General features: G+C 40.2%; 22 protein-coding genes and 1 pseudogene. 16 read left to right on the top strand and 7 right to left on the bottom strand.

All coding sequences use genetic code 11. The annotated features are described in order from the left end of the window. Nucleotides 1-26: 26 nt before the first annotated feature. From NSTC731_RS24790 to NSTC731_RS24780, 3 genes are all read left to right on the top strand, one after another. Complete coding sequence (locus NSTC731_RS24790; protein ID WP_445627243.1) at nucleotides 27-1,010, top strand: helix-turn-helix domain-containing protein; 984 nt, start codon at nucleotides 27-29, stop codon at nucleotides 1,008-1,010. A gap of 551 nt (nucleotides 1,011-1,561) precedes the next feature. Continuing rightward, nucleotides 1,562-2,041, top strand: coding sequence for a hypothetical protein (locus NSTC731_RS24785; protein WP_322712904.1), 480 nt, complete (start codon nucleotides 1,562-1,564; stop codon nucleotides 2,039-2,041). 136 nt (nucleotides 2,042-2,177) lie between these two features. Then, a complete protein-coding gene (locus NSTC731_RS24780; RefSeq protein ID WP_445627242.1) occupies nucleotides 2,178-2,558 on the top strand; it encodes a DUF423 domain-containing protein in 381 nt (126 codons plus the stop codon). 239 nt (nucleotides 2,559-2,797) lie between these two features. On the opposite strand, the gene NSTC731_RS24775 is transcribed toward NSTC731_RS24780, so the two are convergent. After that, entirely contained in the window at nucleotides 2,798-3,559 is a 762-nt protein-coding gene (locus tag NSTC731_RS24775; protein ID WP_445627241.1) for a nucleotidyltransferase domain-containing protein, read from the bottom strand. A gap of 1 nt (nucleotide 3,560) precedes the next feature. On the opposite strand from NSTC731_RS24775, the pseudogene NSTC731_RS24770 reads away from it, so the two are divergent. The 3 genes and pseudogenes from NSTC731_RS24770 to egtD all read left to right on the top strand — a co-directional run. Beyond that, nucleotides 3,561-3,650, top strand: a pseudogene (locus tag NSTC731_RS24770) (ergothioneine biosynthesis protein EgtC); the annotation flags it as partial. A 46-nt stretch (nucleotides 3,651-3,696) separates the two neighbouring features. Continuing rightward, a complete protein-coding gene (locus tag NSTC731_RS24765) occupies nucleotides 3,697-3,876 on the top strand; it encodes a hypothetical protein (protein ID WP_445627240.1) in 180 nt (59 codons plus the stop codon). 164 nt (nucleotides 3,877-4,040) lie between these two features. Then, complete coding sequence (gene egtD / locus NSTC731_RS24760) at nucleotides 4,041-5,075, top strand: L-histidine N(alpha)-methyltransferase (RefSeq protein ID WP_445627239.1); 1,035 nt, start codon at nucleotides 4,041-4,043, stop codon at nucleotides 5,073-5,075. Nucleotides 5,076-5,268: 193 nt separating this feature from the next. On the opposite strand, the gene NSTC731_RS24755 is transcribed toward egtD, so the two are convergent. The 4 genes from NSTC731_RS24755 to NSTC731_RS24740 form a co-directional block, all read right to left on the bottom strand. Continuing rightward, nucleotides 5,269-5,583: a hypothetical protein gene (locus tag NSTC731_RS24755; RefSeq protein WP_445627238.1), complete on the bottom strand. Its 315-nt coding sequence runs from the start codon at nucleotides 5,581-5,583 to the stop codon at nucleotides 5,269-5,271. Nucleotides 5,584-6,244: 661 nt separating this feature from the next. Further along, the gene (gene ilvB / locus NSTC731_RS24750) at nucleotides 6,245-8,140 is read right to left on the bottom strand and encodes a biosynthetic-type acetolactate synthase large subunit (protein ID WP_445627237.1); all 1,896 of its coding nucleotides are present in this window, start codon (nucleotides 8,138-8,140) and stop codon (nucleotides 6,245-6,247) included. A gap of 126 nt (nucleotides 8,141-8,266) precedes the next feature. Further along, a complete protein-coding gene (locus NSTC731_RS24745) occupies nucleotides 8,267-9,529 on the bottom strand; it encodes an MFS transporter (RefSeq protein WP_445627236.1) in 1,263 nt (420 codons plus the stop codon). A 170-nt stretch (nucleotides 9,530-9,699) separates the two neighbouring features. Next, complete coding sequence (locus tag NSTC731_RS24740; RefSeq protein WP_445627235.1) at nucleotides 9,700-10,293, bottom strand: hypothetical protein; 594 nt, start codon at nucleotides 10,291-10,293, stop codon at nucleotides 9,700-9,702. Between the two features lie 193 nt (nucleotides 10,294-10,486). On the opposite strand from NSTC731_RS24740, the gene NSTC731_RS24735 reads away from it, so the two are divergent. From NSTC731_RS24735 to NSTC731_RS24725, 3 genes are all read left to right on the top strand, one after another. After that, entirely contained in the window at nucleotides 10,487-11,044 is a 558-nt protein-coding gene (locus NSTC731_RS24735) for a LemA family protein (RefSeq protein ID WP_445627234.1), read from the top strand. Between the two features lie 8 nt (nucleotides 11,045-11,052). Beyond that, nucleotides 11,053-13,041, top strand: a complete 1,989-nt coding sequence (locus NSTC731_RS24730) for a DUF3137 domain-containing protein (RefSeq protein ID WP_445627233.1) — start codon at nucleotides 11,053-11,055, stop codon at nucleotides 13,039-13,041. 370 nt (nucleotides 13,042-13,411) lie between these two features. Continuing rightward, nucleotides 13,412-14,530: a ferrochelatase gene (locus tag NSTC731_RS24725; RefSeq protein WP_445627232.1), complete on the top strand. Its 1,119-nt coding sequence runs from the start codon at nucleotides 13,412-13,414 to the stop codon at nucleotides 14,528-14,530. 44 nt (nucleotides 14,531-14,574) lie between these two features. Here the strand turns inward: NSTC731_RS24725 and NSTC731_RS24720 are convergent, their stop codons facing one another. Next, nucleotides 14,575-15,120, bottom strand: coding sequence for an NADPH-dependent FMN reductase (locus NSTC731_RS24720; protein ID WP_322691571.1), 546 nt, complete (start codon nucleotides 15,118-15,120; stop codon nucleotides 14,575-14,577). Nucleotides 15,121-15,494: 374 nt separating this feature from the next. Between NSTC731_RS24720 and ftsH the strand changes: the two genes are divergently transcribed. The 6 genes from ftsH to topA all read left to right on the top strand — a co-directional run bounded on the left by ftsH (nucleotide 15,495) and on the right by topA (nucleotide 21,972). Then, nucleotides 15,495-17,384, top strand: a complete 1,890-nt coding sequence (gene ftsH / locus NSTC731_RS24715) for an ATP-dependent zinc metalloprotease FtsH (protein ID WP_445627231.1) — start codon at nucleotides 15,495-15,497, stop codon at nucleotides 17,382-17,384. 289 nt (nucleotides 17,385-17,673) lie between these two features. After that, entirely contained in the window at nucleotides 17,674-18,591 is a 918-nt protein-coding gene (locus NSTC731_RS24710) for a DUF928 domain-containing protein (protein WP_445627230.1), read from the top strand. A 120-nt stretch (nucleotides 18,592-18,711) separates the two neighbouring features. Beyond that, nucleotides 18,712-19,014, top strand: coding sequence for a hypothetical protein (locus NSTC731_RS24705; protein WP_445627229.1), 303 nt, complete (start codon nucleotides 18,712-18,714; stop codon nucleotides 19,012-19,014). A gap of 195 nt (nucleotides 19,015-19,209) precedes the next feature. Then, entirely contained in the window at nucleotides 19,210-19,416 is a 207-nt protein-coding gene (locus NSTC731_RS24700) for a type II toxin-antitoxin system HicB family antitoxin (protein WP_292857025.1), read from the top strand. A gap of 2 nt (nucleotides 19,417-19,418) precedes the next feature. Beyond that, entirely contained in the window at nucleotides 19,419-19,643 is a 225-nt protein-coding gene (locus NSTC731_RS24695) for a type II toxin-antitoxin system HicA family toxin (RefSeq protein ID WP_292857027.1), read from the top strand. A 157-nt stretch (nucleotides 19,644-19,800) separates the two neighbouring features. Further along, nucleotides 19,801-21,972 (top strand): type I DNA topoisomerase, encoded by a 2,172-nt coding sequence (gene topA, locus NSTC731_RS24690; RefSeq protein ID WP_445627228.1) that lies wholly within the window; start codon nucleotides 19,801-19,803, stop codon nucleotides 21,970-21,972. Between the two features lie 34 nt (nucleotides 21,973-22,006). Here the strand turns inward: topA and NSTC731_RS24685 are convergent, their stop codons facing one another. After that, nucleotides 22,007-22,528 (bottom strand): phosphoribosyltransferase, encoded by a 522-nt coding sequence (locus NSTC731_RS24685; RefSeq protein ID WP_445627227.1) that lies wholly within the window; start codon nucleotides 22,526-22,528, stop codon nucleotides 22,007-22,009. A 77-nt stretch (nucleotides 22,529-22,605) separates the two neighbouring features. On the opposite strand from NSTC731_RS24685, the gene NSTC731_RS24680 reads away from it, so the two are divergent. Continuing rightward, on the top strand, nucleotides 22,606-24,057 hold the full coding sequence (locus NSTC731_RS24680; RefSeq protein ID WP_445627226.1) for an MFS transporter: 1,452 nt from the start codon (nucleotides 22,606-22,608) through the stop codon (nucleotides 24,055-24,057). The last annotated feature ends 109 nt before the right edge of the window (nucleotides 24,058-24,166 follow it).

Below are 24,166 nucleotides of genomic sequence, written 5' to 3'. Positions count from 1 at the left end.
TTGAGTTAATATAAAAGGTTTTCACAATGGTTACTACTCCTGTACACTATTTGCAAATTCTGGGCAATCCAAATATTGAAATTTCTCAAGATGAGTTGCGATCGCTTTTAGGAGAGATAGAAGCACAACTGCATCGTAGCCGAGTTTATCGACGTGCTTTAGCGATTGTGCAGAAGTTAATAGGTGAAGAAACAGATCGAGCTCAAGATTTATTAAAAGCCGTAGGAAGAGAAGCGATCGGTTTAGCATTTCGACAATTTGCCCAACAAAATCAAAAAGTTGAAACAGCTACAGATACGAAGCAAGCCACGGAAACAGTCAATTATTCATCAGACATACAGCAAGAGTGTTGCACTCAACAGGAGGAATCCTCTAAAAATGCAGCAGAAAATTCGCTGTGGAAAAAACCACTGCAATTGCTGAATCATCAGAGAATTTCTCAAGCAGAACTTGCCTTGCAAGCAGACCAACAACGCATGGTGTGCCTACGTCAAATCGGGCAACAACTCCAGAAAACCCGTTTGTCCAAAGGGCTTTCTTTGGATCACATCCAGCTTTCCACTCATATCCGAACCGAGTTGATAGATGCATTAGAAAACGGCAACTCAAAAGAATTGCCAGATGACATTTTTTTACGTGGATTTATCCGACGTTATGGAGATGCTTTAGGACTTAATGGTGTTGCTTTAGCTGCTTCTTTGCCAGTACAAGCAGCTATACCAGTAACTCAGCCTCTTTCGTCCCAATCTAAAAAAGGAATGGGATTGGAAATTCGTCCGACGCATTTATATGTAGGTTATACAGCTCTTCTTGCAGGTGCAATGGGAGGATTAGCTTTGATGTCCCAGCAACAAGCAAATACCAATATATCAACTGAGCAAGATAACTCTTCTTCTGTTTTACAATCGTTAAAACAACAATCCCCTACTGTTAAACCGGGGATTAAATCCACTAATAATACTGGTGTGGTTGTCGGATCTGATATTTCCCCACCAGAAGGATCGTATTAACGTGCACCACAATCCAATTACATCTTAAGATTGACCTGAGTTCGGGAAAAGTCAGTTTAATGTAGAGTTTCAGCTTATCCCGAACTCAGCTTTTATTAAATCTTACGCCGTCCTCGCCACTCCATTCCAATCATAAGTGGTGAGCATAGTCTGCGTAGGCAAAAAATATTGTGTAAAAGCTAAAAAACTGTAACTGGGAGTTAATTGATCTGACTTTTCACGGTATCTGGAAAACCTCTCTCTAAATCTCTCTCCTTTTAGGAGAGAGACTTTGAATTTTCCCCTTTCCCGACGCGGGAAGGGAGTTATATCATGTCCGCCTAATTAGTTATAATTCCCGCATTTGTGCAAAAACCAGGAAACCCTCTTTCCCCCTACCCTCTGCTCCCCTGCCGTCTTAATGATAAGTCTTTAACCGGAAACGATATTAGGGGGTTAGGTTTTTGGTAGATTTTTCCACATAACGTGAAAAGTCAGGTTAATTGATATATTGGAACCTTTATGAAAGTCAGGTTAAAATCGCAAGCAAAGTGTAAATCTGAAGTGAAACTATGAAAACTGCTGAAAAATTAGCTGCCGGTTGGCTACTGACACTCGGATTCATGTTTGTAACTCTATCAGCAACAGCGGCACTAGAAAAATTCGCTACACCTAAAGCCATCTCAATACCGGCGGGTGAGTATGACTTTAACGCACCGAATGCCACTTATGAAGATAATAATGCTGCTGTTGGCGGTCTAATTTTTGGTGTCCCTACCCTAACACTGGGCACGTGGTTAGCATTGGGATTGTACCGTCAAAGTCGGCAGGAGAAAAAGGCAATTAATCAACAAGTTAGCGATCGCCTGCAATCGATTTTTTATGAGATGCTACAAGAAAATCACGGGCGCGTAACTGTTTTAGGCTTTGCCATCCAGTCACAATTACCCGCAGCCCACGCCAGACAATATTTAGATGAAAAAGCTAAAGAATTCAATGCAAATTTTAAAGTGAACGAAGAAGGGGCTGTATCATATCATTTTGATGTCTAATTGTCATTAGTCATTTGTCCTTTGTCTTTCGTCCTACCCTGCGGGAAGCCGCTGGCGCGTCTATGTTATTTGTTATTCATTAATGACCAATGATTAATGACTAATGACTACAATACTCAACTTACAGCTAGGTCTAATGAAGCAGATTTTTTTGAGCGTAGCTGCCATTTTAGGTGGTTTGTCGGTTGCTGCTGGTGCTTTTGCTTCCCATGCCCTGCGGGAAAAGATTAGTGAGCGATCGCTAGAAATTTTTGAGACTGGCGCTCGTTACCAAATGTATCATGCTCTGGCACTTTTTCTAGTAGCCATACTAATTAGTCGTACCGAGTCGCCTCAACCCACACTCGTAGCCAGTGGATGGCTATTTATCATTGGCATTGCTATTTTCTCAGGTAGCTTGTACGCCCTTAGCTTAACCGGTATTAAATCCTTGGGAGCGATCGCACCACTAGGCGGCACAGCCTTTCTCGCAGGTTGGGGTGCTTTAGCTTTTGCTGCTTGGAATTTGAAGTTGTAAAAAAGTTAGGAGTTAGGAGTTTTTAACTCTTAACTTCATTTTTTAGAGGCTCATTTATCTTGTCTTTACAGCATATTTTCAACAAAAATATTTTCCAAAAAATAAAATTGGTCAATTCATCAATCATAATTTCAACAAGGTGCATACAAATCAATTAACCCCGTTATTTATAAATAACGCAGAATTTTCAATGTTTAAATTTATCTTTTTTAAAATGCTAGTAGTGAGGAGTTAAAAGGTTATGAATTATAGCTATTTGCTCTTAGACGTATTAACAAATTATCCAAATCTGCATTACATGAAGGTGCTTCAGGTAATGAGCTAGATTGATATGCCTCCTGTAAATTATTATGCAGACGTTCATATTCTCTTTGATGAAAAGCTACATTAATATCTGACAAAACAGACTTTTCTGTACCTGCTAATTTTTGGGCGATCAAATCAGAAATATATGGCAAATTAAAAACCTCATTTAGCTTAATTAAATTAGACTCAACTATTCCTGTTTGCATCAGATAGATCCCAGTTAATAGAACTCGATAAACATAAAGTAATGGTTTAATTCGATGCGCATTTTCTTTCTCAAAAAGTTTCCATTGTGTTGCGGCAAAACCAATATAATGGTAACTATGATGACGGGTAATACAATTTTTAGCAATAATTTTCAATTCCTCATGCTCAGGTGAGGTTATTAATATTAAAGGAGAATACAATTGTTCCAACACATAACCATTCTTTTTAAGTAGCATCAAAAAGAATTTTTTGACATCATGAGTTACTAAATCAATTTCTAAAGATTCGCGAACTTCTGAAACTTCAATAGTTTCATTTTTAGTCTGTAATCCCACTACTTCTTGAACTGGTAAAATATGCACACCACGCAAGTCATAATCAGAATCGGGTGAGGGAAAGCCATATAAGTGGGAACCACTAATGATGGCGAATAAAAACGGGTAAGGCTGTTGCCTAATAATTGTGTTAAGAGAAGTTGGAATATTCATAATGTGCCGTTTACTTGCTTACCTCGGTTCGCCTATTTCTTTAAAAGATATTCTATATAAACCAGAACACTCACTCATCGTCCAGAGTTTCATTAGTGTGGGAGCAGACTGTGAAATTCAAATTGAGTAAATTTAGTGTGAAAAAGGCTATTTCTCCAGCCTACGATGAATATCGCTCGAAAACTTTGGCGCTATTCCAGGATATGACTAAGCCATATTCTTTAGTCAACCTCATTCTGACACGATCTGCTATTTGCTGGTACTTAGGGTATATTGCCTATATCAAATCTTTATCGTTGCAAGAACATAGCACTTAGGCACTTACTTGCTACTATTTTAATGGGAAAATGCGGAAAAATAGCTTGAAAGCTTGAGCTATATTGCTCAAACATGATTTTATTAACTATGGCTATGTGTTTCACTGATTGGAATAAAGGTCTGCTATCAAAGTAACCTATTACGCCAAGCAAACGGAGGTTTCATGTCGATATCTAAAGCTGTTAATAGCAAGGTTATTTCTCAAAGCAGCGTTGAAAAACGCTTGCAGATAGAGCGTTTGATAGGAGCGACTCAAATAGTTGCATCTAGTGCTGGGAGTGATGTAGTGAAGGGATTAACTCAAACACCTAAATCTCTACCCCCTTGTTACTTTTATGATGACCGTGGTTCCGATCTGTTTGAGCAAATCTGCGATTTACCAGAATATTATCTTACACGCACAGAAACAACGATTTTACAGCAGTATGCTGGTGAAATTGCCAAGATAACTGGCGTTTGTGAATTGGTAGAACTTGGCAGTGGTAGTTCTAGTAAAACCCGCATTTTACTAGATGCCTACCAGCAACTAGGCTATCCTCTGCATTACCTACCAATTGATGTGAGTGCAGGTATGTTGGAAAATAGTGCCAAGCAGTTATTGGGAGATTATCCTTTACTCCAAGTTTATGCACTAGCGGGAACCTATGAATTAGCCCTTGCAAAACTCCTACCGACGCAATTACCCAGTCGGATGATTTGTTTTATTGGTAGCAGTTTAGGTAATCTTACCCCTGATGAATGTGATGTGTTCTTCTCTCAAATAACTAATGCTCTACAAGTAGGTGAGTATTTTTTATTGGGGATAGATTTACGAAAGCCAAAACAGATTTTAGAACCAGCTTATAACGACAGCCAGGGAGTGACAGCTGCATTTAACCTGAATATGCTGGAACATTTAAATCAGCGGTTTGAGGGTAACTTTGACACCACCCAGTTTGAACACCGAGCATTTTACAATGAAAGCGAGCATCAAATAGAAATGCATTTACGCAGCTTGCGATCGCAAATTGTAGAATTACGCGCTCTTAATCTTAAGGTTAATTTTGCACTAGGTGAGACTATCCTCACCGAAATTTCTCGCAAATTTGACCTTAATATTATCAAACAGCAACTAACTGCACAAGGTTTATTACCTCTTCATGTGTGGAGAGATCCAAATCAATGGTTTGGCTTAATCCTCTGTCAGCTGCAAGCATAAAGCAAATCAGAGTATGCCTGATATATATAGTGGTTCTCAGTTGAGTCCAATATATAGCTAACAAAAACAGCCCTTCCCTACAAGCATTAAGGAGTCATAATTCAAAGCCTCTCTCCTTAAAGGAGAGAGGTCAAAATGTATGAATGCAAATTTTGATCGACCCAAGCAAGTAAACTAAATGTTTAATCGCTAATTATTGCTGCATCGAAGGTGTAGGAAAAATTCTGCTAAATATAGGAACTCGTGGACGAGGTTTATTTGCTATTATATTGGTATTAGTAGCAGAAGAGTTATTAGTTACCTCAGAAAGAAGAGGTGGTTTGCTATTAGTAGAATTGGTAAAATCAGTTAATTGGGTAGCCTGAGGTGAATTTGAAGATATGGAAGTAACATTTTCAGGATTTTGATTCTTGGTTTTTACCGGAGTTTGAGCTTGAGATGGAGTAACAAGGAAAGTTGAACTTGTTCCTAATACCAGTACGAGCAAATGAGAAATATATTGTTGCATAGGGATTGGGATTGATTATATGCGTTCAGAAGTATTCAAAGCTTAAAGAAGTTGTGTTTGTTCTCAGTTAAAAATAAAACTGCAATTTTTCCATAGAAGTCATGACGCTGTTGTTCAATAAACTTGAACACAGCGTTTTCAAATGAACAGACTATTAATGCTTAGTACATTAATTCGCTAACAACAATCTAATTTTCTCAATCAATAGAAAGCTAAACTCTCTTTTGTAAAAGAAAGAGAGCAGTTATTTTAAGACTATTGAATCTGTCTGAAAAAAAGTTAGCAAATAGATACACCTGGAATAATTGACGTTTTTTAATCAACTAAGCCAGCACAACTTTTAATATTGTATTTATATTTAACTTTTTAATAAAAGAGGAATGTTACTGAATTTTAAAAGAAAACTGATTTATATAAAATCAGCTTTCACTCGCATATTTAACTAACTAAAGCAAAAAGTATATGAATTTTTAATAAAATCTAAGTTTGATAAAGTAGTTTTCAGAACGCTTTGCTGCAATTAAAACAGAAATATAACATCATTAGGAAGATTAAAGGATACCTACGTAAGAGGAAAGGGGGCAAGAATTAGGGGAATTCCTGCATCTTGCTCCCCTTCTCCTTGCTCCCCTACCTCTCTAGTCTGAATTATCAAAAAGCGTTACAGCTTTGTGCCACACTCAGCGCAAAAATTGTGAGTGGGAGCATTTTTGGCATTGCAATGGCTACAATACACTGGCTCGGCTGCGGCTTTCGGTGCTTGCTTCTGTAAGCCGACCATTTGAGCGTTGCTCTTACCAGGGGCTACCATTGGATAGCAGTTTTCGTCTCTGGTGACGTGGACATTTAAGATTACTGGGCCTTTGTGTGCCAGCATTTCGGCGATCGCATCTTTTAATTGACTGCGATCGCTGATTACCATACCCTTAATGCCATAAGCTTTTGCCAATAACTCTACATCTGGCATCCCTATTTCCATGTCGGAGCATGAGTAGCGTTCACCATAGAAGGCTTGCTGCCACTGGCGCACCATCCCTTGCCAGCCGTTGTTGATAATTATTGTCTTGACATTTATTCCATACTGTGCTGCTGTTCCTAGTTCCTGTAAACACATTTGGAAACTAGCATCACCACTAATACAGATGACTTCTTCATCAGGAAACGCCACTTTCGCGCCAATTGCCGCAGGTAAGCCAAAACCCATCGTTCCCAAACCAGCGCTAGAAATCCAGCGCCTTGGGCCATTCTTTAGGAATTGTGCTGCCCACATTTGATGTTGTCCGACATCTGTAGTGTAGAAAGCGTGGGGTGCTTGGCGATTGACTTCTACAATTACTTCTTGGGGTGAAATGCTATCCGGATGCTGCGGCACTATCAGAGGATACTCTTCGCGCCAACGGTTAACTAGATTCAGCCACTCTTGGTTTTGATTTGGTGTAGCCTTAATTCCTGCTTCTTTGCAGCGACGCAACAAGTCTACTAAGACGTTCCGTACATCGCCGACGATGGGCACTTCGGGAATGCGGTTTTTGCCGACTTCTGCTGGATCGATGTCGATGTGAATTACTTTGGCGCGGGAAGCGAATTCGTCTAACTTACCTGTAACGCGATCGTCAAATCTCGCGCCGACGCAAATCAGTAAGTCACAATCACTAACAGCGAAGTTAGCGTAAGCCGTGCCGTGCATCCCCAACATTCCCAAAGCGAGGGGATGATGTTCGTCAAAGGCACCGATCCCCATTAAGGTTGTGGTGACAGGGATATCGAATAATTCAGCTAGTTGTTTGATTTCTTCATGAGCACCAGCGGCGATCGCACCACCACCCACATACAATAGCGGACGGCGACTTTCAGTAATCAACTGAATCGCGGCATGAATTTGTCGGGGATTTCCCTTCACCGTGGGACGATAACCGCGTAACTTGACTGAACCTGGTTTTACAGGTATGTAGTCAAATTCTTCTAGAGCTACATCTTTGGGGACATCAATCAAAACTGGCCCCGGACGCCCAGTGCTAGCGATGTGAAACGCTTCGGCGACAATTCGCGCCATATCTTTGGGATCGCGCACCACATAGGAGTGCTTGACGATTGGGAGGGTAATCCCGTAAATATCAGTTTCCTGAAACGCATCTGTACCAATCGACGGACGTGCTACCTGTCCTGTAACCACAATCATCGGGATTGAATCCATGTAGGCGGTGGCGATGCCTGTCACCAAGTTAGTTGCTCCTGGGCCAGAAGTACCAAAGCATACTCCTACTTTGCCTGTAGCACGGGCATAACCATCAGCAGCGTGGGCTGCGCCTTGCTCGTGTCTCACGAGAATGTGCTTCATAGCACCAGTTGCTTCCACCTTATATAGGTCATCGTAAATTGGGAGAATTGCCCCACCAGGATAACCAAAAATATAATCAACGCCGTGGCGATGAAGGCTGTCAAGCAGAGCAAAACCGCCAGATGCACGTTTGGGCACGACTGGCGGACTAGAAGCACGAGACTGTTTGTGATTCTCGATTTGTGGGAGACTAATTGGGGAAAGCGATCGCACGGTCAAACCTCAGACTATAGCTAAAGTTAATGCTGAATTCTGTAGTTAAGATTTCATTTTAATGGAAAAGTCCAATTAAATTCAGAGAATTTTATATATTAGATATAAAGCTAGATTATTAGCCTACATTAATTAAATTACGTCTTGCAAGACATTGCGGGTATTTTTCCAAGCCCAAACACCGACAACCACGACAACAATACTGATTCCTACTAGTACAAATCGCAAGCCCAGAGCATCAGTTAATGGCCCAGTAATCGCCAGAGGTAATGCCAGAGCGATGTTGACGGCATGATTTTGAAAGCCAAATACTTTACCGTGCATGGTCGGTGGTGTTTGCTGTTGAATTAAAGTTTGCATGGGGACACCAATGAAGGCAGCACCTATACCCAAAAATGCACAAAGTCCTAGCGCCAGCAACAAGTTGTGCGTAAAAGTGAACACTCCTAAAACTAGTGCCATCATCAAAAATCCAATTAAAGGTAGAGGCTTACGATGCAATTTATCACCCCAGTGACCTAAAATTGCCGCACCAAAGACCATACCTACTCCTGCTGCTGCCAAGAAAAAGCCAAACTGTTTTTCTTTTAGACCAAACTCCTCGGCTAATCGAATCGTCAGCACTGTTAAGGCTGCAAACACACAATATAAGGTTGTCAGTTGCAGCATAGCATTCAAGATCAAAGGGTTTTTCTTAAGATAGCGCAGGCTCTCTGTGAATTCTGCCCAAAGGTGATTTGATGCCCGATGTTCCCGGTGAGGTTTGTCTTCTTTAAACTTAATTGGCTGCATAATTGCAGCCGATAATATGTATAATCCACCAACTACAAGCTCTTGACCGTATTCTTCTCCCATCCAGCTTTTCGCCAAACTCAAAATCGGCTCTCCAATGGCAAAACCAACAATTAAAGCTCCCATCATCGTGCTGCTAAATAGTGCATTAGCTGCCAACAAATTTTCTCGCTTCACTAACAAGGGAATTGCTGCTTGCTCGGCTGGTGCAAAAAACTGCGTCACCGTGGAAATGGCAAAAGTCAGGATTAACAAAATTAGGAATTGTCGTGGTAACAAGGGAAGACACAGCGTTAATATTCCCCGCACGACATCTGAGCCGACCATAATCAGCTTTTTTGGCAAACGGTCAACAAAGATGCCACCAGCAGAGCCGAACAAAATTGCTGGGATTGTAAAGGACAGCATCAAGGTTGAGTACATTGAGTTTTGTGCCAACCCAGGAAGCGGTGGGTAGTTCTCCAGCAGAGCAATCAGCAAAACGAAGAAGACCTTATCTGCTAATTGGGACAGCAGTTGCCCAATCCACAGGAGCATAAAACCACGGTTTTTTAGCAGTGCGCTAAACCCGTTATTAACAGCAGCTGGTTCAGTTGGAAACATTAGATACTTTGGGTAGATGGGGCATTGGGCATTGGGCATTGGGCATTGGGCATTGGGCATGGGGCAGAGGCTAGAATAAACGCTAACTCCTCACTCCTAACTCTTAACTCCTAACTCCTAACTCCTAACTCCTCACTCTTAACTCCTGTTTACTTACTCCATTGTCCGGATTAATTTGCTTCATAGTGCTTTAACAGCATAAGCAAAAATTCACTTGCTGTCAGACGACCTTTGGGTGGAATAATCTCGATGGATGAATCTACCCAGCAGCCTTGTACAGTTTGGGGAGATTTCCAAATGGACAAATGATCGACTGCTGGCTCTGCATAAAAGTTATTTTGCCCGCTACCAAGTAAACATGAACTCCAATGAGTGAAATAATCATGACTTATCCGATGAATCGGAAAATTTCCCTGTAGTGGTACTCCCCATCCATCTATAGCAATAAACGCTTTCACACGACCACCCAAGAGTTGCCACAAATGTGCTGCCCCTATTGCCCCAACTACGCCAGCACTAAAGCTTATGAATATAATTGGTGATTCTAAAGAGTCGGTCAAGCAATCGCGCAAAAACCGCAAAATGTGCAATGGTGATAAAACCAAAACATCTTTACCCGGATAAACGAGTATATTTATGGGGTTAGGTGTGTTAGCGTAGCTCACCGCAGGTATCGCGCTATGAGAAACTAAATCTAACAATTCGACTCTAAAGCTTTCAGTTAACTCTGGCTCATGAATTCCAGGGCAAATAATTATACTCATCTTTTACACTACCTTTGATTTTTTGACTCTTCCGATGTAAAGAGCTTTTTCACAAATCAAGTGTTTTTGATATATATTACCTTGTTTTTACTGAGTAAATTATAGCTTTTTCACATATTTTTCCGAAATAATACTATTCTAAAAGCTTCTTATTTTTGATTATAAATAATATTAGATTAATCTCCTAAATTAAATGTTTATTTGTTTTTTAATTAATTTTATAATTTTAGGAATAGTTTGTATTATTTCATATAATAGTTTAATTAAAAAAAAGAATCAAGTTAATAATGCATTTTCTACGATTAATGTGATTCTGCAAAAAAGAAGCGATTTGATACCTAGACTTGTTACCTTAGCTCAAATATATATGCAATTTGAGCAAAAAACATTGATAGAAATTAGCAGGCTCAGAAGTACAGTAACTTCAAAAAATTTAAGTGACAATAGCCGAGTTGTTGTAGAAGACCAAATTTCGAGAATGTTAAGCCAAATTATAGTAATATTTGAAGCCTATCCCGAATTAAAAACAAACGACCATTTTATCCAATTACAATATTCATTAAGTGAAGTAGAAGAACAACTTTCTGCCGCTAGAAGATTTTATAACTCTGCCGTGACTGAATATAATAACGCTGTAGAAATGTTTCCAACAAATATTATGGCTTTATTAATGAAATATGAATCAAAATTGCAGTTTAAAGCTAATCCACAAGCAAGAAACAATGTAAATATTGAAATAAACCATAAGTAAGTTTAAATATGCCAAAATCTAATTCTGCACCAAATCAAGAATTATTAAATGGAATAGCTAAGTTATTACAATATCAAAATTACAATTTAGCGCTTCAGACATTGGAAAAGTTTTTCCAAAATAATCCAGAAACCAATACAAAAGAATATTTGTATGCACGAGTATTGCTTTTAGACGCATACCTTTATAATGGACGCTTTGATAAAGCAATTAATTTATGCAAAGAATTGAGTAACAGTAAACATAAAACTACTCAGATATTAGCACAGTACTATCTTGCCGAAATTCTTCCAGAAGCTAAAGTTACAGAGTCAAAATCATCACTAAATTCAACTAAAGATTCACTCACTCCTGCACAAGAGACTGAACTTATAAATACTGGATATGAAGCCTTGACCAAAAAACGCTATAAAGAAGCAATTCGAGCATTTAAAATTTTTTGTAAAGCTGCTTCTCCAGCTACAAAACAATATTTGCAAGCACACAAATGGCTGATAAAAGCATATTACGAGAATGGACAAATTAATCAAGCGATCACTCTTTGCCAGCAACTCCTAATTAATGAAGACGAAGCAACGAGAAAATGGGCAAGGCAACTTTTATTTACAGAGCTATTTACAGATGATATTAATGTGTCTGCGACTGCACCAAACCCCAATGAATCAGAAGTTAAGCTACAATTACCAAGCGAAACATTGGCAGAAGAAACCGAATCAACTATTGAAAAATTTACACCAAAAACATTAAAAGAATTCAAAGTATTTTGTCAAAACAGTTTATTGAGCGAATTAAAAGTTTTTGAATCTCGTAGAAAACAAGTTTTATTATCTGTTTTTACTGCTCATTTAGTTTTTTTATTTATTGCAATTGTCTTAGTTAGGTTGTTTCCAGTTATATCTTATCTTCTTAAAGTTTCTAATGAAAATAGTTTGTTTTTTAAAATTAACTCTAAAACAATAATAGTAATAACATTTCTATTTATCTTTTTCTTTTTTAGCTATTTATTAGCTTTTTTATTTATTTTTTCGATTTGGATAACTTTTTATAGCGCAGCATTTGAAACATTTTCTATTCCATATAAATTAAAAATGCCTGAAAAAATATTTACTTTTGTAGATGAAAAACGAAGATTAAAGTATATATATCATTCTTCAGTCAGAGATATCAAAAATATTACAGATAGCTTTAATCACAGCCAATTGTTTCAAGGAATCATAAAATCAAATAGTATTATACAAGATGATTATATTTATGGCAGAATTCATGGTGTTAATATCCACTTTTCTAATATTCGCGCAGAATCAGAATTGAAACATTCTCGAATAAATCCTCTAGATATTCCATCAATTAGAAGGTTGCAAAAAGACAGAATTTATTCAAATTGGTATTTGTTATATAACCTTACTATTATTCCACCATTGATATCTTATATATTTTTTTTATGTGTTAGATTATTAAAAACAGTTCCATATATATTTGGCAGTATTTTGTCAGGTAAAAATATTGAATATAAAAAATTTGAAGGTGAAGTTTTTAGAAATCAATTTACACGTGCGAGTATAATATTTAAAGGATTGTTTTTTAAAGCTAAGTTTCACAAAATTTTGCGAACTGTTACAATTGTTCAACCAAAAGTTATCAACGCGAATATTCATGCTCTTAATCATGCTAAGAAACAGCTAATTAAATTAGAAGATCCAGAATTTGCTAAATTTTTTACTGTTTATGGTGATGACCAAATAGAAGCACGCTATGTCTTATCTACTAGTTTAATGGATAAAATAGTTAACTTTCGCAAGAAAACCAATAGAAATATTTATATTTCTTTTGTTGATGACATGATATATATAGCCATTGAAGAAGCGGTAGAAAATAATATATTTGACCCTAGTTTATATAAAAGTGTGTTAAATTTTGCGCCTTTAAGAGAATATTTTGACACCCTCAACTTGATGTTGGGAATTGTTGAAGACTTAAATCTTGATCGACATATTTGAGACAGAGTTTCACCAAATAAGTTTCAGGGAGAATGCAGCTTTTCAGCATCTTAAACGCTTTCGTTATTCTAGGATATAGACATTTTTAATTGAATAAGGTACGCAGACCTAACCCCCTAACCCCCAACTCGTGGCGGGAAGGGGGAAAAATTCAAAGCCTCTTTTCTTTTAAGAGAGAGGTCAAAAGTGTACTTTGATTCAATTTCCCATACCCAATGCCGCACAAAAATCTTACTTTTGATGTATTATTTTGATTTTCTCACCTATCCTATCCCCCTGGATGGGATAATAAGTTACAAGTAGGGAAAATGTGCAAACTATTCCCTAAGGTTATATTTCTCTGCACTCTGGTTATATTGAGGAATTAATTGTGGTTGCCACGCCGGAAAAAGTACAACACACCCACGAGCATCTATCAGGTAAAGACCGTGTAGCCGTACTGCTTATGGGCTACGGCGAAGTCGAAAGCTACGAAGATTTCGCCAACTATAACGAACAGGCTTTAAATCTACTGACAGCAAAATTCGCACCAGTACCAACCTGGATTTATCCGCCTCTGGCAAAACTTTTGGCGCTATTTGACCGCCATGAGTGGGGACACACACACCACGATTTTATCTCCCCACACAATGCCATCTTTGAACAGCAACGGGCTGGGATCGAGAAGAATTTACAAGAAAAATGGGGCGATAAGGTTCAAGTTTTTAAGGCTTTTAACTTCTGTGCGCCTTTCCTACCCAATCAAGTTTTGGCAGAAATCAAAAACCAAGGCTTCGAGAAGCTGCTAATTTACCCACTGCTGGTTGTTGATTCTATCTTTACTAGTGGGATTGCGATCGAGCAAGTTAACAATGCTCTCGTTGAGTTGACTGATGGTGAGGAACACTGGGTTAAAGCACAGCGCTACATTCCTTCTTTCTTCAACGAACCAGCTTACATCGATTTAATGGCTCATCTGGTTGAAGAAAAAATTGCTGAGTTAGCCGGAGCTTATCTACCTTCTCAAATCGGCATTGTGCTAATGAACCACGGCTGTCCCCACAAAGCTAAAGGCTTTACTTCTGGGATTGCCGAAAGTGAAGCAATGTACGACTTGGTTCGGGATAAGTTGATTAACCGCTATCCGCTAATCTCGGTAGGTTGGCTCAATCATGACACGCCCTTAATTGATTGGACACAGCCAAACGCCGAGCAAGCGGCAAATAACCTGATTCAACTGGGTGCAAAAGTGGTAATTTTTATGCCGATTGGCTTTGCCACAGAAAACCACGAAACTTTATTGGATGTACACCATATCATCCACGCTTTAGAGAAACAGCATCCTGGTACGAACTACGTACAAATGGCTTGCGTCAACGATCGCCCAGAATTTTTGGCTATGGCGGCGCAATGGGCTGATGCTCATATTGCAGAGTTGTTGTCAGAGCAACCTTTAGCAGTTAATCCCCAACTAGCTGGCGATCGCCATCATCACCACCATCATCATTAAGTTTTGAGTTTACGAGGGTGGGCAAAGCTAGACCCACCCTACAATTAATTCACACCCCGCAGCTTGCGAGTGTTATCAACTAAACTCTGAGCAAATTGATCGAATCTTTGAGAGAGTTTCTCATCTACTAGTTTGCCTTCAGGACTGAAAGCACCCCAAGCTTGTCCGATCGCAATTTGTTCGGGAATCACCCAACCGTGAACCCAACGGATTATTAACCGTAGGTCATTTAGAGCGTTGCTATTAGACTGACCACCCAAGACACTAATCAATCCCGTCACTTTATCAGACAGTTGGTCAAAACTCATCAAATCTAAGGCATTTTTCAGGACACCACTAACGCCACCATGATACTCAGGTGTCGCTAAAATTAACCCATCAGCCTGACTAACTGTATTTTGCAACCGCTGAACATCTGGATACTCTGGATACTCCTTTGCGCCAGTGCAAAATGGTAGCTGCAACTGTCGTAAATCGAGAATTTCTACTTCTGCGCCTACAGCTTCAACTCTTTGTGCTGCTACTTCTAAAGCAAGCTGGGTATAAGAGTTAGGTCTTAAACTACCACCAATGCCAATAATTTTCACCATAATTAACCTACAAACTATTAACTAGCTACTATCGTCAGATTTCTTAAAAAGCGGAATCGTTATGACTATGTTTATCTTAGCGATTTGTGCCGGAATGTGTCAAATTAATATCTACTGGAGATTGGGGAAGCAGGGGAGCAGTAAGTCCCCTTTGCACCTCTGCCTTTTGTGCCCAATGTCTAGTCTTAACAACTACATAAATCTAGATAACGATCGCTCAACTTTATGTAATAGCCTGAAGAAACTTGGGAATGCTTTTATGTGGAAGTTAGACTAGATAAGAAAAGTGTAATTTCCAGTTATTACAATTTTTGATAGAAGAATAGGCATAAAACCAGCGCTTAACTTGTGCCAGCAGACAAAGGGTAATTATTATGACAAATTCGGGAAAAAAAGCATTGATAAAAAGGCAGTCCTCAAAGCGCGTTGCTTGGGTTGGTGCAATTGCTGCTAGTTTGATTATGTTGCCAGGAATTTTCGGAACTACTCCTGTGATGGCACAAAAGGCAGAAACCGCTTCTTTAAATTATGGTGACTTGATCAAGAAAGTTAAGGCGGGAGAAGTTGAGAAAATAGAGTTAGACGAAACCGAACAGCTAGCAAAGGTTTATCTCAAGGGGCAAAAAGATAATACACCACCGCAACAGGTGAGACTTTTGGCACAAAACACTGAGTTAATCAACATTCTCAAAGACAAGAATGTTGATTTTGGCGAAGTTTCCTCTGCCAACAGTCGAGCTGCTGTTGGGCTGTTGATAAATTTGATGTGGATTTTGCCACTGGTAGCTTTAATGCTATTGTTCCTCCGACGCTCTACTAATGCTTCTAGCCAAGCGATGAATTTCGGTAAATCCAAAGCTCGCTTCCAAATGGAGGCAAAAACTGGAGTGAAATTTGAAGATGTCGCCGGGGTTGAAGAAGCGAAAGAAGAACTCGAAGAAGTTGTGACTTTCCTGAAACAGCCGGAAAGATTTACGGCTGTAGGCGCACGGATTCCCAAAGGAGTGCTGTTAATTGGCCCTCCCGGTACTGGTAAAACTTTACTAGCAAAAGCGATCGCAGGTGAAGCCGGTGTACCATTCTTCAGTATTTCCGGTTCCGAATTTGTAGAAATGTTCGTAGGTGTGGGTGCATCTCGCGTGCGCGACCTCTTCAAGAAAGCCAAAGACAATGCCCCATGTCTAATATTTATCGATGAAATTGACGCAGTAGGAAGACAACGGGGGGCTGGAATCGGTGGTGGTAACGACGAGCGCGAACAAACCTTGAACCAACTGCTCACCGAAATGGATGGTTTTGAAGGTAACACAGGCATCATTATTATTGCTGCCACAAACCGCCCAGATGTTTTAGATACAGCATTACTCAGACCGGGACGCTTTGACAGACAAGTGATGGTCGACCCACCCGATCTCAAAGGGCGACTGGAAATTTTGAAAGTCCACGCGCGGAATAAGAAAATCGATCCTAGCGTATCATTAGAAGCGATCGCTCGCCGCACTCCTGGTTTTACCGGCGCAGATTTAGCTAACTTACTCAACGAAGCCGCCATTCTCACCGCTAGAAGACGCAAAGAAGCCGTCACTCTTTTAGAAATTGATGCTGCTGTAGACCGAGTTGTTGCAGGTATGGAAGGTACCGCCTTAGTAGACAGCAAGAGCAAGCGCTTAATTGCCTATCATGAGGTTGGACACGCTTTAGTAGGCACATTGCTCAAAGACCACGATCCTGTGCAGAAAGTGACATTAATTCCACGGGGACAAGCATTGGGATTAACTTGGTTTACTCCCAACGAAGAACAGGGGTTAATTTCCCGTTCCCAACTCAAATCCCGGATTACTGCTACTTTAGGTGGTCGCGCCGCCGAAGAAATTGTTTTTGGGAAGCCAGAAGTTACCACAGGTGCAAGCAATGACTTGCAACACGTGACAGGCATGGCGCGGCAGATGGTGACACGCTTTGGGATGTCAGAATTAGGTCCATTGTCACTAGAAAATCAAAGTGGAGAGGTATTTTTAGGACGCGACTGGATGAATAAATCAGACTATTCTGAAGAAATTGCTGCCAAAATTGATTCACAAGTGCGCGAAATTGTTAGCAATTCCTACATTAAGGCCAAGGAACTTTTGGAAGAAAACCGCGTAGTTTTGGAGCGTTTAGTAGATTTGCTAGCAGAACAGGAAACAATTGAAGGTGATGTATTCCGCAAAATTGTTACCGATCATGTTCAGGTAGCCGATGAACAATTGGCTGTACCTCATTAAAAATATGAGTAAAAAAATGTAGAGATGTAGCAGTGTTACGTCTTTACAAAGGTTCTGGATAGCGCATCTTTAATTTCACTAGATGTCTATTAATTGGCGTTTAGACTACTGAAAATCCAAAGGTTAAGATTCCCAACTTCTGAAAAAAGTTGGGAATTTTGTTGTAAAAAATTACAAGACTACCTCAGCCTTCCCAGAAAGTAGCACACATAAAGTCTTGTCACTGTAAAGCTTAGGCTATTGTATTATATATATCGAAATAATGTACTACAAGTAAACATAAACAATTATGAAACATAGATTTTGGGCAAGCTATCTGCTTGCTGCTTTAGCATTTCTGCCCTTTGAGCCTGTAAGCATTACTCAGGTTTTGGCAACATCAGTTTACCAACTCGCACAAGCAAAATCTGCTTACACCCAATATATGCTGGCTGGCTATAATGAAACCAAACGCAGAAACTATAGAAAAGCTTTATTGAATTTTCAGCAAGCAGAGCGGCTACGTCCTGGAGATAGATATGCTACTGCTGCAATTAGAAATGTTACAAGTTACATTCAACGCGGTAGCAGTAGAAATCGTATCGCCTTTGTGCCAGGTAGACCTGGTAGGGTAAGGTCAGCAGGAACACGGGGAAGTTGCTTTCAAACTGGACAATATATTATTCCCTTGACGCCAACAGATAAGGAAGCTCAACGAACTACAGCAGAGCGTCCCACATTCTTTTTCTATATTCCTCAAACCTCGACAACAGTGCAAGCACTAGAATTTGTTTTGCGGGATGGTGATAGCATTGACCCATTATATAAGGGAACTTTCAAACCTGTTGGTCAGAATGGGATTGTTAGTGTAAATGTACCTGTTAATCAGCCATCTCTACAAATCGGCAAAGAATATAATTGGACTTTTTCGATGATTTGCGATTCTAATAACCGCGATAAAGACTCTTATGTAGAAGGTACAATTGTGCGATCGCAAGATGAAAACCTATCTCTTCAGCTAAACCAACCAAACACAGACTTAGATCGGGCAGTTTTATTCGCCACAGCAGGATTTTGGGAAGATGCTTTGAGAACTTTAGCTAATTTACGCCGCCAGCGTCCTAACGATCCTGAAGTTCAAAAATATTGGGAAGATTTATTGAGTTCAGTAGACAGAAAAGAAGTTATAAATAAGCCTTTATTGCCCTGTTGTACTAGTCAGAAGTAAATTAATAATTAGTTAAAAACCCGGTTTTGATAAAGAAGCTGGGTTTTTTACCCTGAATATCAGTCACTTGCTAATTTACGAAATGCTGTCAACCAAAAATTTGATACTACCGGAAAAAATATGAAGCGGGATAGTGGTGTAGATATTCTCTCTGGTAGTGACAGAGAAGCAGCAAATAACTTATTTGACAAACTTGCAGAGTATGGTTTGTTTGTTGTGCGGAAGGGGGAGTTGGAGTCTTGGCTTCTTCAACTTGCTGTGCCTGGACACGGGCCCAATTGGTTGATTAAAATCTTTGAGAAAATGGGAGAAGATCCAGAATCGCAAGATTATCTCAAACCCTCAGATGATGATGTCTGGAGTTTCTGTGGTGAAATAAAAAAATGGTTTACTAATCCAAATAGGAAAGGCATACCTTCATAAAGTCTTTGATAATTTCAATTCCTTCCGTTTTCTTTTTAATTAAAGACTCGATAAACTGAAATACTGATAGCAATTTGAGATGTGTTAAGTACAGATTTGACTATATACGTAACGCGATCGCTCGGCTACTTTTTCGGTTAAATGTTTGCAGGTTACAATAATAAATAACTACAACTATTTTGCTAAAAACAGTGTATGAAGTTCAATGTAATACTTGATCGTGATGAAGATGGGGTTTGGATTGTCGAGTGCCCCAGTATACCTGGTTGTGTTAGTCAAGGTCAGTCAAGAGAAGAAGCCCTCGAAAATATCAAGGACGCGATCGCAGCTTGTCTTCAAGTTCGTGCCGAACTTGGTTTACCGCTCACTGTGGAAACTCATCAAGTAGAGGTTACAGCTTAATCATGGCATCTGCTCTTCCGGTTCTAAGTGGACGTGAAGTTGTTCGTGTGTTTGAATCGTTCGATTGGGAGTTTGCACGTCAAAGTGCTAGTCACATTATCCTGGTTAAGAAAGGCGAAACAGTAACCTTATCTGTGCCAGATCATCGTGAGGTGGCAAAAGGAACATTACGTAGTCTCATCCGTACTGCTGGACTTACAGTTAATGAATTCATTGCCGCTATCTAATGGCGTGGTCATTGCGCTGGGATGATTTACTTCTAAACTGAGTTGAGTAATTTCCTAAACTTTTTGGTACAGTATTTTAGAAAATCCAGATGACGAAGATAGGCGATCGCTCATTGCAATTGCCAGTTTATTGCTCAGAATCAAGAACGCAGTTGCTATGATCAAACGCCTGCTTGTGGTCGAGTCTCCCGGAAAAGTCAAAAAGCTCAGTCAAATTCTGGGTTCGGATTGGAAAGTTCTAGCCAGTTGTGGTCATATCCGAGAACTCAGCAATGAAGGGGACGATTCCTTGGGCTTCGTCATGGACGGTAGTAATGTTCGGTGCAATTACGTTCCGCGTGACCAACGAGCGAAAGAAACAATTCAGAAGCTCAAGTCTGCGGTGAGGCAGGTTGATGAAGTTGTCTTAGCAACTGACCCAGACCGGGAAGGCGAAACGATCGCTTGGCATCTTAAAGAAACGCTGGGTTTAAGGGAACCGAAACGAGTAATTTATACTGAGATTACAGCATCGGCGGTACAGAGTGCGATCGCTAATCCCAGAAAGCTAGACCAAAACTTGATTGGTGCTGGGTTGTGCCGAGATTGTCTAGATAAGCTGGTAGGTTACAAGGGTAGTCCTTTAGTTTGGGCATTGAATAACGGTGCTAAGAGTGTTGGCAGAGTCCAAAGCGCGACATTGCACCTGATTTGTCAGCGAGAAAACGAAATTCTGACGTTTGTCCCCCAAGATTACTGGAGTGTCTGGGTAGATTATGCGGAAGGATTTCGGGCTTTTTACAAAGGTACGGTCGATTCTGCAAAAGATGCAGCAGAACAAGAAACTGAAACTCATGATGACGCGAAGGTAGGTAATAGTCCAGAAACACCGGAGTCTAAGCGCGTTCTTTCGGAAGCAGAGGCAACACGTTTAGTTGAAGAAGCACAGCGACATCCTCATCAGGTTATCCATTTTGAAGGAAAAATCGTTAACCGCCAGCCACCGCCACCGTTTACAACTTCTAGCCTTCAGCAAGCAGCCGGTTCAAAGCTGAGGTTTGCTCCCGACAAAACTATGGTTGTTGCCCAAAAGCTCTATGAGGCAGGGCTGATCACATATATGCGAACAGACTCAGTAATGCTGAGTCCAGAATTTTGTGCCAGCGCCCGTAAATGGTTAGAGCAAAACGACCCGCAGAATGTACCGCAGCAACTCGCCAAGCATCGTAGTAGTAAATCGGCTCAAGAAGCACATGAAGCGATTCGCCCCACGGATGTATTTCGTCCCTCAGCTCAGTTGCGCTTAGAACTTCCTGATGATGAGTTTAATCTGTATGTAATGATTTGGAAACGGTCAATTGCTTCTCAATGTAAAGCTGCCCAATTGCGTAAAACTTTGGTGATTACTCAATCTGGTTCTCTACTGTGGTCAGCTAGAGGGCAAGTAATTGAATTTTACGGTTATGCCCGTTACTGGAACAATCTCAGTAAAGATAGTGTTTTACCTTCATTACAACAGGGACAAGCATTGAAACTGGAGAATGCTGGACATGAAAAGAAGCAAACTCAGCCACCACCGCGTTATAGCGAACCCAAATTAGTGCAACTAATGGAACGTAAAGGAATTGGTCGCCCAAGTACTTATGCTCCTACTGTTGCTACCTTAAAAAAACGCAATTATGTCGAGTTGAAAAAAGACCATCTGCAACCGACAGCGTTAGGGTTAGAAGTTGATGCCTTTTTGCTCAAAGCACTGCCGGATTTACTAGAGGCGGAATTCACAGCGAAAATGGAAGATGCCCTTGATGCCATTTCTGAAGGAAAGAATTCTTGGCAGCATTATTTAACTAGTTGGAATCAGAATTACTTTGTACCAGCACTTTCCAAAGCTAAAACTGTAGTTGCGAGTTCCCCAAAAGGTAAAGCTAATGTGATAACTGAGCGCAAATATGAAACTTCCAAGACGCGATGTCCTGAATGCAAAAATTTTCTTTCCAAAATTCCGAGTACTAAAGTTAAAAAGAAATATTTCCTCAAATGTACAAAAGGCTGTGAAAATGTCGTGTTGTTTTGGAGCGACTTTAACAAAACTTGGCAGCCACCACAAACTAAAACAGTCCAAGCTGAGAATCAACAAAGGCCTCCCGTGAAGGTGACGGCATATCCCTGTCCAGTATGTAAGAAACCTCTAGAGGAGTACAGTTATATCAAAGAGGGGCAGAGTAAGACAATGTTGCGATGTTCTAATTCACAATCCCGTAAGGATACCAAACATAAAGATGTGGCTTATTTCAGTACACAAAAAGGGTGGTGGAGTCCTAAGTTTGGGGAATTAGGAGTTAAAAGTTAGGAGTTTTGAATTAATAACTCCTCACTCATCATTCCTAACTCCTAACTTTATTTACCTTACCCGCAAGTTCTGCGGGGTTCAGATTTTCATAGTGTTCAAAGGGTTGATGAATCCAGGGGTTGTCAGGCAGATAATCAACATAATAATTGGGTGCTATAACTGAACAAGCTTTATACCAAAGAACGGCAGTGCGAATTTCCTCAATGGGAAAATCAATATTTTGCTTGAGCCAAGGTATAGTCTGTTGGAGTGTGATCCCAGAATCTACTAAGTCATCCACTAGGAGAATGCGCGAACCCAACTTTTCGGCAGTCATTGTCAAGTGGCGGGAGAAAATTAGATTATTTCTTTCTTGCTTGCCAGGGCCACTGTAAGATGAGGTTGCTAAAATTGCCAGTGGTTGCTGGTATATACGCGAGAGAATATCTCCAACTCGTAGTCCTCCTCTGGCAAGACAGATAATCTGGTTGAATTCCCAACCTGATTGATAAATCTGAATAGCCAGTTGTTCAATTTTTTGGTGATAATCTGACCAAGAAACATAAAGGTCTGGCATAAGTCTAACGGGAGTGGTAGATGGCTAGTATTGAAGGCGATTGCAGATTTTTTATTTTAGTATGAGTGCAAAGTTTTATGAATGATTCTGCTGCTGATGGTGATGTTCAACGAAATCCTCTCAGTGAAAAACTTGACCTTAAAACAAAGCTGGCTTACGGTGCAGGGGATTTAGGCCCAGCAATTACTGCAAATATCTCCGTCTTTTTTCTGCTGGTTTTCTTTACCAACGTCGCTGGTATCCCTGCGGGTTTAGCTGGGAGTATTTTGATGATTGGCAAAATTTGGGATGGGGTAAACGATCCGGTTGTCGGGTTTCTGACTGATAAAACGAAATCTCGTCGTTGGGGTCGTCGTCTTCCTTGGATGTTTTATGGGGCTATTCCCTTTGGAGTTTTCTTCTTCTTGCAGTGGATTGTACCGCGATTTAGTGCAAATCAGAGTGATAATATTTGGCCGCTGTTTTTGTATTACGTAGCGATTGGGGTGATATCTCAGGCGTTTTACACAGTTGTGAATTTGCCTTATACGGCAATGACTCCAGAATTAACTCAAGATTACGACGAACGTACCAGCCTTAACAGCTATCGGTTTACATTTTCCATTGGTGGCAGCATTTTATCGTTGATTTTAACGCAAATTGTTTTTTCTCAAATTAGCGATCGCCAACAACAATATCTCGTTTTAGCAGCCATTTGTACGGTAATTTCGATTTTAGGATTATATTGGTGCGTTTTTGGAGTCCGCGATCGCATCTTGGCTTTTGAGGCTAAACGCAGCCAAACCGAGGAACCTGCATCTCTCCCCTTCTTTGAACAGCTACAAATTGTCTTTAGCAACCGACCTTTTTTATTTGTTATTGGTATATATCTTTGTTCTTGGCTAGGCGTACAGGTAACAGCCAGCATTATTCCCTATTTTGTAGTTGATTGTATGGGACTCAAAGAATCAGATGTGCCCACAGTCATGATTGCAGTCCAAGGAACTGCTCTGTTAATGCTATTTGTCTGGGGAGCGTTGAGTAAAAAAATCGGCAAAAAAGTTGTTTATTTTCTGGGAATGAGTTTGTGGATTATAGCAGCAGCCGGGCTATTTTTCTTACAACCTGGTCAAATAGTTTTGATGTATGTGATGGCTGTGATGGCAGGTATTGGTGTCTCCACAGCTTATCTAATTCCCTGGTCAATGATTCCAGATGTGATTGAATTAGATGAACTGCAAACCGGACAACGCAGAGAAGGCATTTTTTATGGCTTCATGGTTTTGCTGCAAAAATTTGGTTTAGCTTTGGGACTATTTTTGGTGGGAAATGCTTTGCAAGCATCTGGTTTCAAAGAATCTGTAGCTGGAAGTCCACTACCCATCCAACCGGAATCAGCACTGTTTGCTATTCGTGTTGCCGTTGGCCCCATACCAACAGTTTGTCTGATTTTTGGCTTAGTTTTAACGTATTTTTACCCAATTACCCGCGAGATGCACGCCCAAATTATGCTGAAACTCAAAGAACGGCAAGAGAAGAAGGGGAGTTAAAGAGCAAGGAGTAGGCGGCAGGGCAATACTTGTCAGGTTTTGGGGAAAAGGGAAAGAAAAAACTGTAAATAAAATTTAGCTCTCTGGTGGTGCGGGGGACATTTCATGC

This window comes from Nostoc sp. DSM 114167, assembly GCF_052692655.1.
Note: the sequence above shows the minus strand (reverse complement) of the source record. Positions and strands in the feature narration are given on the sequence as shown.